At 33.7% G+C, this 14,769-nt stretch carries 14 protein-coding genes; 7 read left to right on the top strand and 7 right to left on the bottom strand.

The window, feature by feature from the left end; all coding sequences use genetic code 11:
- Window positions 1-36: 36 nt before the first annotated feature.
- Genes sufC through QWY90_RS14310 form a run of 3 tightly spaced genes read right to left on the bottom strand, consistent with a single transcriptional unit; the run spans window position 37 to window position 2,613 of the window.
- A complete protein-coding gene (gene sufC, locus QWY90_RS14320; protein ID WP_290286731.1) occupies window positions 37-789 on the bottom strand; it encodes a Fe-S cluster assembly ATPase SufC in 753 nt (250 codons plus the stop codon).
- Between the two features lie 30 nt (window positions 790-819).
- Window positions 820-2,268: a Fe-S cluster assembly protein SufB gene (sufB, locus tag QWY90_RS14315; protein ID WP_290286730.1), complete on the bottom strand. Its 1,449-nt coding sequence runs from the start codon at window positions 2,266-2,268 to the stop codon at window positions 820-822.
- 15 nt (window positions 2,269-2,283) lie between these two features.
- On the bottom strand, window positions 2,284-2,613 hold the full coding sequence (locus QWY90_RS14310; protein ID WP_290286729.1) for a HesB/IscA family protein: 330 nt from the start codon (window positions 2,611-2,613) through the stop codon (window positions 2,284-2,286).
- A gap of 231 nt (window positions 2,614-2,844) precedes the next feature.
- Here QWY90_RS14310 and QWY90_RS14305 point away from each other — a divergent pair, with 231 nt between their 5' ends.
- The 7 genes from QWY90_RS14305 (at window position 2,845) to QWY90_RS14275 (ending at window position 10,802) form a co-directional block, all read left to right on the top strand.
- A complete protein-coding gene (locus QWY90_RS14305) occupies window positions 2,845-3,705 on the top strand; it encodes an MBL fold metallo-hydrolase (RefSeq protein ID WP_290286727.1) in 861 nt (286 codons plus the stop codon).
- Window positions 3,706-3,779: 74 nt separating this feature from the next.
- Window positions 3,780-5,354, top strand: coding sequence for a S8 family peptidase (locus QWY90_RS14300; RefSeq protein WP_290286726.1), 1,575 nt, complete (start codon window positions 3,780-3,782; stop codon window positions 5,352-5,354).
- 43 nt (window positions 5,355-5,397) lie between these two features.
- Entirely contained in the window at window positions 5,398-7,284 is a 1,887-nt protein-coding gene (locus QWY90_RS14295; protein ID WP_290286724.1) for a M1 family metallopeptidase, read from the top strand.
- Between the two features lie 70 nt (window positions 7,285-7,354).
- Window positions 7,355-7,765: a hypothetical protein gene (locus tag QWY90_RS14290; protein WP_290286723.1), complete on the top strand. Its 411-nt coding sequence runs from the start codon at window positions 7,355-7,357 to the stop codon at window positions 7,763-7,765.
- Window positions 7,766-7,767: 2 nt separating this feature from the next.
- Window positions 7,768-8,157, top strand: coding sequence for a ribonuclease P protein component (gene rnpA, locus QWY90_RS14285; RefSeq protein WP_290286722.1), 390 nt, complete (start codon window positions 7,768-7,770; stop codon window positions 8,155-8,157).
- 193 nt (window positions 8,158-8,350) lie between these two features.
- Window positions 8,351-9,988: a S41 family peptidase gene (locus QWY90_RS14280; RefSeq protein ID WP_290286721.1), complete on the top strand. Its 1,638-nt coding sequence runs from the start codon at window positions 8,351-8,353 to the stop codon at window positions 9,986-9,988.
- A gap of 1 nt (window position 9,989) precedes the next feature.
- Window positions 9,990-10,802, top strand: a complete 813-nt coding sequence (locus tag QWY90_RS14275; RefSeq protein WP_290286720.1) for an OmpA family protein — start codon at window positions 9,990-9,992, stop codon at window positions 10,800-10,802.
- A gap of 89 nt (window positions 10,803-10,891) precedes the next feature.
- Here QWY90_RS14275 and QWY90_RS14270 read toward each other — a convergent pair whose 3' ends face one another.
- The 4 genes from QWY90_RS14270 to QWY90_RS14255 all read right to left on the bottom strand — a co-directional run bounded on the left by QWY90_RS14270 (window position 10,892) and on the right by QWY90_RS14255 (window position 14,710).
- Complete coding sequence (locus QWY90_RS14270; protein WP_290286718.1) at window positions 10,892-12,364, bottom strand: T9SS type A sorting domain-containing protein; 1,473 nt, start codon at window positions 12,362-12,364, stop codon at window positions 10,892-10,894.
- Between the two features lie 20 nt (window positions 12,365-12,384).
- Window positions 12,385-12,936, bottom strand: coding sequence for a hypothetical protein (locus QWY90_RS14265; RefSeq protein WP_290286717.1), 552 nt, complete (start codon window positions 12,934-12,936; stop codon window positions 12,385-12,387).
- 420 nt (window positions 12,937-13,356) lie between these two features.
- The gene (locus tag QWY90_RS14260; protein WP_290286716.1) at window positions 13,357-13,803 is read right to left on the bottom strand and encodes a GNAT family N-acetyltransferase; all 447 of its coding nucleotides are present in this window, start codon (window positions 13,801-13,803) and stop codon (window positions 13,357-13,359) included.
- Window positions 13,804-13,807: 4 nt separating this feature from the next.
- Window positions 13,808-14,710 carry a DUF4837 family protein gene (locus tag QWY90_RS14255; RefSeq protein WP_336622165.1) on the bottom strand — a complete coding sequence of 301 codons (903 nt, stop codon included), beginning with the start codon at window positions 14,708-14,710 and terminating at the stop codon, window positions 13,808-13,810.
- Window positions 14,711-14,769: the final 59 nt, after the last annotated feature.

Raw genomic sequence — 14,769 nt, 5'->3', positions numbered from 1 at the left:
GTGTTTTTAACAGAGAACTGAAAACAGAAAACTTTTTTAAACTTCTAATTCCGCTTTAATCCAGTCATATCCTTTTTCTTCTAATTCGTAAGCCAGTTCTTTTCCGCCTGATTTTACGATTTTCCCATCCATAAGAACGTGAACGAAATCCGGAACGATATAATCCAACAAACGCTGGTAATGAGTGATTACAACCACAGCATTGTCTTTGCTTTTTAGTTTATTTACTCCGTTGGCAACAATTCTTAAGGCATCAATATCCAAACCAGAATCAGTTTCGTCAAGGATTGCTAGTTTTGGCTCCAGCATTGCCATTTGAAAAATCTCATTACGTTTCTTTTCTCCACCTGAAAAACCTTCGTTTAACGAACGAGACAAAAACTTTCTATCGATTTCTAATAATTCTGATTTCTCACGTATTAATTTCAACATTTCATTCGCCGGCATTTCTTCTTTTCCATTGGCTTTTCGACTTTCGTTGATAGCTGTTTTCATGAAGTTCGTTACCGAAACACCCGGAATTTCAACAGGATATTGGAATGAAAGAAAAACGCCTTTGTGTGCTCTTTCTTCCGGAGCTAGTTCTGAAATATCTTCGCCTTCCAAAAGGATTTCGCCCTCTGAAACCTCATACTTTTCATTTCCGGCAATGATGGAAGCTAATGTGCTTTTTCCGGCACCGTTTGGTCCCATGATTGCGTGAACTTCTCCAGCATTTACCTGAAGATTTATTCCTCTTAATATTTCTTTGTCTTCAACCGAAGCGTGTAAATTTTTTATGCTTAACATTTTTTGAATGTATTTTGTTCTGATTTATGATTATCCTACGGAACCTTCTAGTGAGATTTCGAGTAATTTTTGTGCTTCGACAGCAAATTCCATTGGCAACTTATTCAATACATCTTTGCTGAAACCGTTTACGATTAAGGCAATGGCTTTTTCGGTTGGAATGCCTCGCTGATTACAATAAAAAACCTGGTCTTCACCGATTTTGGATGTTGTTGCTTCATGTTCGATTATAGCAGATGAATTTTTACTTTCGATATACGGAAAAGTATGTGCACCACAATTATTTCCCATCAGCAACGAGTCGCATTGTGAAAAGTTACGGGCATTATCAGCTCTGGCTCCAATTTGAACCAACCCTCGATAACTATTGTTTGATTTTCCTGCTGAAATTCCTTTAGAAATAATAGTGGATTTGGAATTTTTACCCAAATGAATCATCTTCGTTCCTGTATCTGCCTGTTGAAAATTATTGGTAACTGCAATTGAATAAAATTCACCTATTGAATTATCGCCTTTCAAAATAACCGAAGGATATTTCCATGTAATTGCCGAACCGGTCTCTACTTGTGTCCATGAAATTTTTGCGTTTTTCTCACACAAACCTCTTTTGGTTACGAAATTGAAAACGCCGCCTTTGCCTTCTTTGTTTCCGGGATACCAGTTTTGAACGGTAGAATATTTGATTTCGGCACCATCCAAAGCAATTAATTCTACAACCGCAGCGTGCAATTGGTTTTCATCACGGCTTGGCGCTGTACAACCTTCTAGATACGAAACATAACTGCCTTCGTCAGCAATTAAAAGCGTTCTTTCAAATTGTCCCGTTCCTGCCTGATTGATACGGAAATAGGTCGAAAGTTCCATTGGGCAGCGAACACCTTTTGGAATATAACAGAATGAACCGTCTGAAAAAACAGCCGAATTTAAAGCAGCATAAAAATTATCTTTTTGAGGGACAACGGTTCCTAAATGTTTTCTAACTAATTCAGGATATTCTTTAATGGCTTCTGATATCGAACAGAAAATAATTCCCTTTTCGTTGAGTGTTTTTTTGAAAGTCGTAGCCACAGAAACTGAATCAACCACAATATCCATAGCGATATTATTCATCTTTTTCTGTTCGTCTAATGAAATTCCAAGTTTTTTATACATTTCTAAAAGCTCCGGATCAACATCATCTAATGTTTTATTTGGATCAACTTTTTTAGGTGCCGAATAATAAGAAATTGCCTGAAAGTCTGGCTTTTCATAATGAACATTGGCCCAATTTGGCTCAATCATTTCCTGCCAGGCACGGAAAGCTTCGATACGCCAATCGGTCATCCATTGTGGTTCTTCTTTTTTCAAAGAAATAGCACGGACGATGTCTTCGTTTAATCCAATTGGAAACGTTTCCGACTCAATGTCAGTATAAAACCCGTACTCGTATTCTTTACTTTCGAGTTCAACTTTTAGATCGTCTTCGGTATATTTTGCCATTTTGTTTGTTTAGTTTTATAGAGAAAACGATTCTCCGCATCCGCAAGTTCTAGATGCATTCGGATTGTTGAATACAAATCCTTTTCCGTTTAATCCACCTGAGAATTCTAAAATGGTTCCTGCTAAATACAAAAACGATTTTTTCTCTACAGCTATTTTTACATTATTATCTTCAAAAACTTTGTCATTTTCGCCCAGTTCTTTATCGAATTTTAATTCATACGACAAACCTGAGCAGCCACCACTTTTTACGCCTACTCGAACGTAATCTTTGGCAGCATCAAAACCGTCTTCCTGCATCATCGAAACGATTTTTTTACTAGCATCATTAGAAACTTTAATCATAACCTTGTTATTATTTGTTTTTAAGTAGGTGAAATGTAATTCGCATATAAACATTCAATTCAATTGAATATTTACTAATACTCATTTCATGGCTTATTTTAATTTTGTCTAAATAATGCGCAAAGTTACTATAAATATCCTTTTTTTCAAGTAACTGTAACATTTTTATAACGAATGAATGAATAGAGAAAATTGATTTTTAATTCTATAAATTTGTAAAAACATTAAAAAATGAAAATTTATCCAATAGAGGCTGGAAATTTTAAACTCGATGGTGGTGCAATGTTTGGCGTTGTACCCAAGAGCATTTGGAATAAAACCAATCCAGCTGATGAAAATAATCTTATCGATATTGCTGCAAGATGTATGTTAATTGAAGATGGCAACCGATTGATTTTGATTGATACCGGAATGGGAAACAAACAATCGGAAAAATTTTTTGGTTATTATTCGCTTTGGGGAACACATTCTCTTGATGGTTCTTTAGCTAAATATGGTTTCCATCGCGATGATGTGACCGATGTTTTTATGACGCATTTACATTTTGACCATTGTGGCGGAAGTGTGAATTGGAACAAAGACAGAACAGGTTATGAAGTTGCTTTCAAAAATGCTAACTATTGGACTAATGAAGACCATTGGGAATGGGCAACAAAACCAAATGCTCGAGAAAAAGCCTCTTTCCTTTCGGAAAATATTTTGCCGATGCTGGAAAGCGGTCATTTGAATTTTATCAAAAGACCTGAAGGCGATTTTGGTATTTCAACAGCACTGGGTTTTGGCATTTTTTATGTTAACGGCCACACCGAAAAAATGATGTTGCCACACATTCAATACCAAGATAAAACCATCGTTTTTTGTGCTGATTTGATTCCAACTGCCGGACATTTACCTTTACCTTATGTTATGGGTTATGACACACGACCGCTTTTAACAATGCCTGAAAAAGCGAAGTTTTTGCATTCCGCGGTTGAAAATAATTACTACCTATGGCTAGAACATGATGCTCATAACCAAATTATCACTGTTGAAAATACCGAAAAAGGTATTCGCCTAAAAGAAATTTTCCGTTGTGAAGATATCTTAACATAGTGTTAATCATTTCTGATGCTGTAACAAAACATTTTATTTTTACACCAACTCATAAATCTCAAAATAAATAAACTATGAAAGGTTTACAATTATTGCTTATTTCAATGTTTTCATTGACACTATTTGCACAAGAAACTTCCCAACCATTTACTAAAAAATCACCTTTAACAGAGCAACAATTAAAACGTTGGAGTCATCTTGATTTAGAAAAAGATTCTATTCCGGGAATGAGTGTGGATAAAACTTACACAGAATTATTGAAAAACAAAAAAAGTACTAAAGTAATTGTCGCCGTTGTAGATTCTGGGGTTGATATTAATCAGGAAGATTTAAAAGCTGTTATTTGGACCAATAAAAAAGAAATTCCAAATAACAAAAAAGACGACGATAAAAACGGATTCATTGATGATGTTCATGGTTGGAATTTTTTAGGTGATTCAAATAATGAAAACCTTGAAATGACACGTGTTTTGAAAAAAGCAGATGATGGTTCTCAAGTCTATAAAAATGCTTTGGCTGATTATACAGCAAAACTTGCGGATGCGAATGATTTAAAAGAAAATGTTGATGTTTTGCTTAAAGCGGATAAAGCAATTCGCGAAGCTCTAAAAAAAGATAATTACACCGTTTCGGAACTAAAAGATATGCCTTCGGTAAAATTTGAACTTTACGATGCAAAAAGAATCATGCTTTCTTATGCAAATCAAAAAGGCGATTCTTTTCACGATGATTTACAATCTTATAAAGATTATGTGTATGACCAAATAGATTATAATCTTAACAAAGATTTTAACCCAAGAAAATTAGTAGGCGACAATCCTGAAGACATAAACAACAAAAAATATGGCAATAATGTGGTCTATTCTAAAAACCGTAAAGATTCGCTTCACGGAACGCACGTTGCGGGTATAATTGCACAAGGAAGAGATAACGGAATTGGTGGTGATGGCGTTGCAGATAATGTAGAAATCATGCCTGTTCGCGCAGTGCCAAATGGAGATGAATATGACAAAGATATTGCTTTAGCTATTCGTTATGCTGTTGATAATGGTGCCAAAGTAATTAATGGAAGTTTTGGAAAAGACTTTTCGCCACATGCACAATGGGTTTACGATGCGATAAAATATGCAGCAAGCAAAGATGTGCTAATCGTTCATGCAGCAGGAAATGATGCAAAAGATATTGACACTGAACCGAATTTTCCAACAGATGTAGTAAATGGTGCGGAAATTTCAGATAATGTTTTGACTGTTGGCGCTCTGAATTATGAATATGGTGAAAAGGTAATTGCCAAATTCTCAAACTATGGGAAAAGAAATGTTGATGTTTATGCTCCTGGAGTTAAAATCTATGCAACCATACCTGATAATAAATACAAATACTTACAAGGGACATCTATGGCTTCGCCAAATGCTGCTGGAGTTGCCACTTTAATACGTGAGTATTATCCAAATTTGAAAGCTGCTCAGGTAAAACAAATTTTAATGCAATCGGGAACATCTTTGAATCTTGAAGTCTTGGTTGATGAAAAACGAATTAAAATCCCTTTCGCAGATACTTCGGTTTCCGGTAAAATAGTAAATGCTTACAATGCATTAAAAATGGCTGAAGAAATGTCAAACTCTCTGAAGAACTCGCCAAAATTATAACCTAAAAGGAAGCGTAAAACCTTCCTTTTTTTATTTTATTCCAATGAATACTAAACTTTTATTAGGTTTTATTTTACTAAGTTTTACGTCTGTTTTTGCTCAGTCTAAAGGCTATTGGCAACAAAAAGCAGCTTACACTATGGAAGTATCGATGGATGTGAAAACCTATCAATACAAAGGGAAACAAAAACTGGTTTATACCAATAATTCTTCGGACACCTTACGTCGTGTATATTATCATTTGTACAATAACGCGTTTCAACCAGGAAGTGAAATGGACATGCGTGCTCAAACCATTGTCGATCCAGATGCCAGGTTTATGAACAAAATTAAATCGGCTGATGGTAAAGAAATTAAAGAAAGTCGAATTGCTAAACTACAACCAAACGAAATCGGTTATTTAAAAATTTCGAATTTCAAGCAAGATGGTGTTTCTACCATTGCAAAAGAGGTTAGCACTATTCTCGAAGTTACATTAGCGCAACCGCTTCTTCCGGGAAAATCAACAACATTCACTTTAGATTTTGACGGACAAGTTCCAGTTCAGATTCGACGTTCGGGTAGAAACAATTCCGAAGGTGTTGAACTTTCCATGGCACAATGGTATCCAAAGATAGCCGAATTTGATTTTGAAGGTTGGCATGCCGACCCATATATTGCCCGAGAATTTCACGGTGTTTGGGGTGATTTTGATGTAAAAATTACGATCGATAAAAATTATATTCTTGGCGGAACCGGCTATTTGGAAAACAAAAACGAAATTGGTTTTGGCTATGAAGACCAAGGAAAAGTTGTCAAAAAAGATTCAAAATCAAAAACGCTAACTTGGCATTTTATCGCACCTAATTTACATGACTTTACTTGGGCTGCAGACAAAAATTATCTTCATGATGTAGTGAAAGGACCAAACGATGTTGACCTTCATTTTTTATACAAAAACAATCCGAAAATCATTGACAATTGGAAGAAGCTAGAGCCAAGAATGATTAGAGTAATGGATTTTTACAATAAAACCGTTGGTAATTATCCATACAAGCAGTATTCATTTATTCAAGGTGGCGATGGCGGTATGGAATATGCAATGTGTACTTTGATACTTGGAGAAGGCTCGATGGAAGGACTTTTTGGCGTTGCGACTCACGAGTTGGGACATTCTTGGTTTCAGCATGTTTTGGCTTCTAATGAAAGTAAACATTCCTGGATGGATGAAGGATTTACATCCTATATTGAAGATTTGGCACTCAACGAAATGACCGAAAAGAAGAATAAAAACCCTTTTGAAGCTGCTTATAAAGCCTATTGTTTTTTAGTAACTTCTGGAAAAGAGTTGCCCCAGACCACACATGGTGACCGTTATGATGAGAACAGGTCATATAGCATTTCTGCTTACAGCAAAGGGGAAATTTTCTTGACTCAATTAGAATATTTAATTGGAAAAGAAAATTTGATGAAAACTTTAAAAAAATATTTTCAGGATTTCAAGTTCAAACATCCAACACCAAATGATATTAAAAGAACCGCGGAACGTGTTTCGGGTGCAAACCTCGATTGGTATTTAACGGATTGGACACAAACTTTGAACACTATTGATTACGGAATTAAAAATGTAGAAGGCGCCACTGACGGTGTACAAAGAACAGGCGTTTCTTTAGAAAGAATTGGCAGAACGCCAATGCCAATAGATATTATGGTAGAATATACCGACGGTACAAAAGAAAGTTTTTATATTCCGTTGCGAATGATGAGTTTTGAAAAAGAAAACCCAACTCCTGAAGTTAAACGAACCATTCTGTCAGACTGGCCTTGGGCTAACCCAAATTATTTCTTTGAAATTCCAAAAGCAAAAACTTTCATCAAAAAAATAACTATTGACTCAAGTGGTTTAATGGCGGATGTGAAAAGAGAGAATAATTTTTACGAAGTGAAGTAAATTGAAAGCGCCAATAAGGTTGTCTTTTTTTAGAATAGAATTTGTAGATTTACAGCAAATATTTTTCACTATGAAATACCTAAATGTCTTTTTCTTTTTAATTGTTTTAAACTTCGGAACGCAAAAAACTTCTGCACAGCCTATTCGTTTTCAAACTAGTAGCGTGAGTTTTACTGATAAAAAAGATGACGGAAATTGGAACGAATGGTCTGATTTTGTTGATGCTAGAGTTTTGATTACGCTTGATGCTAAGAAAGATTTAATTACAATTAATTCTTCTGAAGTTCAGTCATTCAAAATCAAAGCTTATGGTGAAATTACCGATAATGATGAAGTAAACATTGTTCCGTTTGAATGTGTAGATAATAAATTTTCGAAGTGCAATATTTTAGTCATTACCAAGAAAAAAGAAAATAATAGAGTGCAGTTATACGTTACTTACAACGAAGTGAAATTTGTTTACAATATCTACGCAAAGTAGCAATGGATTTCTCCTATCCAAAAACCGAAAAACTTAAAAGCAAAAAAATTATTGATTTACTATTTTCCAAAGGTAAATCAGTGAGTAAATATCCGTTGCGTTTGGTTTATGTAAAACATGATTTTGAAGAAGATATCCCCATAAAAATGGGCGTTTCGGTATCCAAAAAATATTTTAAAAATGCTGTTGATCGAAATTATTTTAAGCGTGTTTTAAGAGAATCGTATCGGTTGAATAAACAAATTTTGGCGGAAAATGTAGAGGCAAAATATTGCTTTATGTTTTTTTATCAAACCAAAGAAAAATTATCTTATCAGGAAATAAACCAAAAGACAATTCAGCTTTTTGAAAAGTTCATCAAAATCAATCAAGAAGAAAAAAAGGAAAACTAATTCATTTTGAAGTTATTTACTATATTCGTTCACTTGATAAACTAGCTCAAGGATTTCCCAGAGTTAATAATAAAATGATTGCCATAGATTCACAGATTTTCGAAAATCTTTTTTTAATCTGTGAATCTGTGGCAAAAAAAAACAGAAGTACTACTTCAAGGAATTAAACCTAATTAGATTAAAATAGGAAACCATGTTATCGAAAATTAAAAAAAGATATTTTATTCCAGCAATTTTGGGTGTGTTTCTCTTTGTTGGAGTTAGTTTTAAAGACGATTTCTTTGAAATTTCCAAACAGATTGAAATCTTCACCACGCTATACAAAACCGTCAATCAAAACTACGTTGACGAAACCAATCCGGCTGAATTAATGGATAAAGCCATTAAAAGTATGCTGGCTGATTTAGATCCGTATACCAATTTTTTCAACGAACAAGATGTAATCAAATTCAAAATAAACAATACCGGAGAATATACCGGAATTGGCGCTATGATTACCCGTAAAGAAGACAAACTTATCGTTAAAGAACCCTACAAAGGTTTTCCAGCCGACAAAGCCGGATTAAAAGCTGGCGATGAAATTACCCAAATTGGAGATGTTCTTTTAGCCGATTTTAAAGACGATGCTTCTCAATTGGTGAAAGGTGCCAAAGGGACTAAAATTGACATCAAATACTTGCGCCAAGGAAAACCAATGAGCACGCAATTAATTCTGGATGAAGTGGCTGTAAAAGCGGTTCCTTTTTACGGAATGGTTGACGACAAAACCGGTTATATCGTCTTATCACAATTCAATGCCAAAGCTTCATCTGAAACTAAAGAAGCGTTGGAAAAACTGAAAGACGACGGTGCCAAACAAATCATTTTAGATTTACGCGGAAATCCAGGTGGATTGTTGAATGAAGCCGTAAATATCTGTAATCTTTTTGTGCCAAAAGGCGAAACTATAGTAACTACAAAATCTAAAAATTCTAAATACAACAACACAAACAAAACGAATCGCGATCCGGTTGATACCGAAATTCCGTTAGTTGTTATTGTAGACGGAAAAAGTGCTTCGGCCTCTGAAATTGTTTCCGGTGCTTTGCAGGATTTGGACAGAGCTGTTATTGTTGGAAGTAGAAGTTTCGGAAAAGGATTAGTGCAAAGACCTTTTGATATGACTTATGGAACTCAGGTAAAAGTTACCATTTCAAAATATTATACGCCGTCCGGAAGATGTATTCAAGCACTTAATTATGCCCATAAAGATAAAAACGGAAAAGCTATACGAGTTGAAGAGAAAAATTATAACGCTTTCAAAACCAAAAAAGGAAGAACGGTTTATGATGGCGGCGGAATTTTACCCGACGTAGTTTTAGAAAACACAAAAACAAGTGCTATTGCGGAATCATTGCAGAAAAATGATGGAATTTTTAATTATGTTACTAACTACTATTACAAAAATCCAACACTTGGCGATAAAATTCCAACGATTACTGATGCTGATATTGCTGATTTTAAAGCTTTTCTGAAAAGAGAAAAAATAGCTTTTGACACAGAAACTGAAATCGCCTTGAAAAACACTTTAGAAAAAGCCAAGAAAGAAAATGTTGATACAGCTATTGCGTCAGAATACCAACAATTGTTGACTGCATTAGAAAAAAGTGAAGAAACTTTAATTGACAAGAATCAGAAAGAAATTAAGAATTTAATTCTGGATGAAATCATTAAAAGATACCAATACAAAGAAGGATTATATCAATATTATATCAAAAATAATTTTGAGATTAAGAAAAGTGTTGAAGTGTTAAACGACAAGTCACAATATAATTCGATTTTGAAGATTTAATATGAAATTTCTAAAGCTTTTACCGTTTTTGGTTTTTGGTATTCTTCATGCGCAAGAAGAAGTTGTTCATTCTGTTTATTTTGAATTTGATAAATTTACATTGAATGAAAAAGAAGTAAATGAAGCCATTGATTTCATAAAAAAAACAGATTCAACTCGAATTGAAGACATTCAAATTTTTGGTTATACAGACGATGTTGGAAAAGATGCCTATAACTTTAAGCTTTCTACAAAACGGGCGAATGCCATTCAGGACAAATTCATTGAAAACGGAATTAAAAGTAAAATCATTGTAACTATTGAAGGTAAAGGACGAATTTTGATTGAAGATGATATCGTAGAAAACCTTCCTGAAAAACGCTCGAAAAATCGTCGTGTCGATGTTGTGGTTCACTTGAAACCATTACCGAAAATTGAAATTCCCGGTTTTTACAATACGGTTCAAAAACACCACATTATTGGTGATCACATCTATTTGGATAACATTTTATTTGAAAGAGGAAGCAGCAAATTACCTTTTAAATCGAAAACAGAATTGGATAAAATTTCTCGCTTGTTAATTAAATATAAAAACCTTCAATTTGAAATTCAGGGCCATGTTTGCTGCACGCCGCCGTATCAAAAAGAAGCCATTGATTTAGACACGAGAAAACGTCAATTGTCTGTAAATAGGGCCGAATCGGTTTATAAATATTTACTATTTAAAAAAATAGCCAAAGACCGCATGACTTTCAAGGGTTATGGAAATACCGTGCCGCTTGGTAAAGGTGCCGATTATGATAGAAGAGTAGAATTGGTTATCACAAAAACATGATTTTCTATGTCTTCTTAACATTGTAACTTATAATAAAAAGCAGCTTTAGGAAAACCAAAACTGCTTTAACTAATTAATAATCCAAATTTTTATTTAACCACAATTTTTGAAGTGATAAGTTCATCATTAGTTTCTACTTTTAAGATGTATACCCCTTTTTTTATAGTTGATACATCAAAATAATTTGATTTAAATTCTTGAATTTTCAATCCATTTAAATCAAATAATGCCGCTGTTTTTATTTGAATATCGTTGGTGCTGCTTTTGGTTTCTGAATCGGTTACATCATCTAATATATAAATGTTGTATTTAGTTGGTACAATACTCATTTTATGTGTCCCATCCCCAGCAGAGCTATATGTTTTTGAAATGGTTGTAGAACCACAATCGTTTGTTGCTGTGATGTTGGCTGTAACTGTCCATGCAGATGTTGGAGAACCATGAGCTTCACCAGTCAAACCATAACCCGTAATAGTTCCATTTCCTGATGTTTTGACCCATGTAGCTGAAGTTATTCCTTGATTTTCTGTAGACGGAACATTTACAATAGCTAAATCATAACCTCCAGTATTAGCCACTTTGGTAACATTAAAACTTGGACCACTACCAATTCGAATGCTTTTGATTACATCAAGATACTGATTGCAAGCATTTGTTATTCTTGCTATAAGATTAAAAGTACCATTAGTCACTTTGTTTACGGTAATACTTGTTCCGGTTGTTGCACTCACTGTAGCTATGGCCGTATTTGATGATGACCAAGTCACTGTATTGGTACCTTGATTAGAGATACTATAAACCCCAGATGTAGCTGGTGTGCAAATAGAATTTGCTCCCGAAATTATAGCTGCTGTTTGTGTAAAAAGTGATAAACTAACATTACAAGTCTTTGTAGGCTGTGAAATACTATTTAAAACTGGAGTCACGGAAATACTTCCTGGCGGATAAGAAGTTGGTGTGAGTGTTATTGAACTCATACTAGAATTATATGAGCCAGACCAACCACTTCCTACACTCCAATTATAGGTTAGCGTTCCCGGAGAACTGTAAACGTTAGTAACTGAAAAAGTAACAGGAGAAGTAGAACCACAACCTACATTAATTGATGTTGGAGAAAGTGTAAAAGTAGGTGTTGGTGTTTTAATAATGGGATATTCACAAATAGTTTTGTAATTTGATCCTCCACTAGAGAATTCAAGATATATTGAACTACCCGATACTTGAACTTCATTTTCACCTATGTTACAAGGTATCGTTGATTGGTATTGGGTTGGCGACCAAAATGAGCTAGGAATATTCAGTTGTGTTTTTAGGGTTGGATTCGACGAAGAGGAATACTTTAAATATATTGTTATAGTTCCATCACCTATTGCACCACTTTTGGTTAAGGTGTAATAAAAAATAAGGCTGTTGTTTTGAGTAGTTCCAAAATTAATAGTATTACAACTAGTTACTGTCGTTTGATTATTTACAAAAACTTGATCTATTGTTGTTGTTACTTGTGCGTAACTTTTACTCACAAACAATGCAAGTAATATTGTTAATTTTATTATATTTTTCATTTTATTTGTATTTTTAATGGTTATTTTTCTAAATGTATTTGAAAACCAAAACCAATATTTAACGAATTAAAAGTATTTTGACTAAATTGATTTGAACTTTTAGAAACACTATAATCTATAGTTAATTCTAAACCAACACTATTATTAAAATAAATAACTGGTCCAACTTTAAAATTATAGTTGTTATATTTTGAATCATTAGAACTAGTACCATAATAATAACCCACTTGAGATAAAATATTTATAGTTTTCTCTGGTTTTAAAAAATAGTACCTAAAAAAAGGGCCTAGACCATAACTGGTTACATTATTCCCTTGTTCTGGTATTGATAAAACAAAATTTCCAGACAATCCACAAGCAAAATTATTTGCTAGAAAATACCCAATTGTAGGAGAGACGTTTATACCACTAGCTTTGCCTTTATTAGTACTCCCATCAGGGTTTTTAGACTCATAAGAAGTGTTGCTAAAGTTTGCATATCCCCCAACCATCCAATTTCCTTTATTGATTTGAGCGTTTGAAGAAATAGTAAATAAAAAAAGTGCGATACAAATTGATTTTACGGTTTTCATAATGTTTATGCAATTAAATGAGTAATAAAATGTTGTTTTTTCATATTTTTGAAATGTTAAATTAAACTTTTGTGAGAAATTGTTTTTTTGGCTGTGAGAGCTACTACATACCGTAGTGGCTTTCTCTTTTTTTGGTTTGATACTTTAATTCATTATTTTTTTCTTTTTAAAATTAATATACACGCAACCTCACTATGATTTCACAGAGGTTTTATAACTACTAAGCCAATCCTTTTTTTGGTTTATAATCAATTTGCTTTTAAAAAAGCAAACTGAGCGTTCATAAAAAACTATTGTGGTATTTTATTTTATGAACTTATAGAATCTTTATTAATTCAAAAGTAAGAAAATAAATTTACAAAAAAAAAAACTTTTCTTACATTTTTTTTGTTTTTTGGGTTTCCCTAAAAAAGGGATTGTTTACGCTCTTCTCATTTCGATGTGTGGAATATCATCTTCTAAATACATTTCACTAGTCTGAATAAACTCATGACTTTCGTAGAATTTCTTCAAATATAACTGGGCCGAAATCGTAATTTTGGTTTCGCCTAACTGATGCTTCATGAAATAAATCGCTTCTCTCATTAAGATGTGTCCGAGTTTTTTATCTCGATAAGTTGGCTTAACAACAACTCGTCCAATAGAAGCTTCCTCAAAATAATCTTTTGGTTTAAACAATCGGGCATAAGCAACTATTTGTCCATCATCTTCGCCAATTAGGTGTAATGCTTTTTGATCTTTGTAATCAATATCTTGATAGACGCAATTTTGCTCAACTACAAAGACTTCACTTCGCAATTGAAGCAAATTGTATAACTCAACTATAGTTAGCGCCTCAAATCGTCTTATTTTCCATTCTAAGTTCATGCTGCTATTTTTTAATTTGTATCGATTTAATAATGGACTCTAATTCAAACATCAAATCGCGCTTTTCTTTTGATGGCGCATAACAAAATCCTTCTAAAACAAGTATACGCCTGTTGGCTTTATCAAAAATGGTGTAATTAATAAACGGTCCAGACATGAAATCGTTTTTCATTTGCCACGTTCCTTTGGTTTCATAGGCTTTATTTCCTGCTAGTGCTGTTTTTGAAAAATAAGGTGAATAAGCTTCTTCCGTAACCATTTGTGTTTTGTATGCGGAGCCATGAATATAGAGTTTCCCTATAGAATCTCTAACCTGTACAACACCGTTTACAGCATTGTTGGGGTGAATGCTTTTCCACGGAATCTGGTAAATTATTAGACTTTTGTTGCCGCTGACGATTTCACTTTTGAGCCAAATGAAATTTTTCCTTCTCATAACGTATTCGTATTTTGAAGGAATCAATAAATCAATGCTAAATTTTTTTTGAATTTTTTTAGTATCGAGTAAGGAGTCTTTGATGATTTTTTGATTGTGAGTAATTTCGATTTCTCGCATTTTTTTTATAATCTCAGGGACGTTTTTTTCTAAAATTTCTAATATTTCGAAAGATGTTTTTCCTGAAATATGAAAAGCATTTTGTGGTGTGGCAAATTCATTTTTTTTGAATTCATATTTATTTTCATTGTCTTTTTTGATGATAAGAATATTTCGGCTATCGGTTGAAAAACCTTCGAAAAGTTTTACAGGATATTGATTGATTGTGAATAAGGGTTCTTCTTGTGGCAAACCTAATACGGGTGAAGCAAACTTATTCCGGATGCTGTCGCCAACTTCGCCGTTCCAAAGTTGGTCGTCAATAATTACGGCTATCGTATTTATGGCTGCAGCAGAAGATTCGTCTGGCAATCTGTCTTTTTTAAATGAGCAAGAGCTCGCAATACACGACACAAAAAGCCATAAAAAAA

Origin of the sequence: Flavobacterium paronense, assembly GCF_030409795.1 — a bacterium.
Taxonomy (GTDB): Bacteria; Bacteroidota; Bacteroidia; order Flavobacteriales; family Flavobacteriaceae; genus Flavobacterium; species Flavobacterium paronense.
The sequence above is the reverse complement of the archived record's forward strand: the minus strand, read 5'-3'. Positions and strand labels throughout refer to the sequence as shown.

Excerpts from the sequence above, each read along its gene's own strand:
- QWY90_RS14270 (WP_290286718.1), bottom strand. The coding sequence starts at position 12,364 with ATGAAAAATATAATAAAATTAACAATATTACTTGCATTGTTTGTGAGT.
- QWY90_RS14265 (WP_290286717.1), bottom strand. The coding sequence starts at position 12,936 with ATGAAAACCGTAAAATCAATTTGTATCGCACTTTTTTTATTTACTATT.
- QWY90_RS14290 (WP_290286723.1), top strand. The coding sequence starts at position 7,355 with ATGAAATACCTAAATGTCTTTTTCTTTTTAATTGTTTTAAACTTCGGA.
- QWY90_RS14305 (WP_290286727.1), top strand. The coding sequence starts at position 2,845 with ATGAAAATTTATCCAATAGAGGCTGGAAATTTTAAACTCGATGGTGGT.
- QWY90_RS14310 (WP_290286729.1), bottom strand. The coding sequence starts at position 2,613 with ATGATTAAAGTTTCTAATGATGCTAGTAAAAAAATCGTTTCGATGATG.
- sufC (WP_290286731.1), bottom strand. The coding sequence starts at position 789 with ATGTTAAGCATAAAAAATTTACACGCTTCGGTTGAAGACAAAGAAATA.
- QWY90_RS14300 (WP_290286726.1), top strand. The coding sequence starts at position 3,780 with ATGAAAGGTTTACAATTATTGCTTATTTCAATGTTTTCATTGACACTA.
- QWY90_RS14275 (WP_290286720.1), top strand. The coding sequence starts at position 9,990 with ATGAAATTTCTAAAGCTTTTACCGTTTTTGGTTTTTGGTATTCTTCAT.
- QWY90_RS14280 (WP_290286721.1), top strand. The coding sequence starts at position 8,351 with ATGTTATCGAAAATTAAAAAAAGATATTTTATTCCAGCAATTTTGGGT.
- QWY90_RS14295 (WP_290286724.1), top strand. The coding sequence starts at position 5,398 with ATGAATACTAAACTTTTATTAGGTTTTATTTTACTAAGTTTTACGTCT.
- rnpA (WP_290286722.1), top strand. The coding sequence starts at position 7,768 with ATGGATTTCTCCTATCCAAAAACCGAAAAACTTAAAAGCAAAAAAATT.
- sufB (WP_290286730.1), bottom strand. The coding sequence starts at position 2,268 with ATGGCAAAATATACCGAAGACGATCTAAAAGTTGAACTCGAAAGTAAA.
- QWY90_RS14260 (WP_290286716.1), bottom strand. The coding sequence starts at position 13,803 with ATGAACTTAGAATGGAAAATAAGACGATTTGAGGCGCTAACTATAGTT.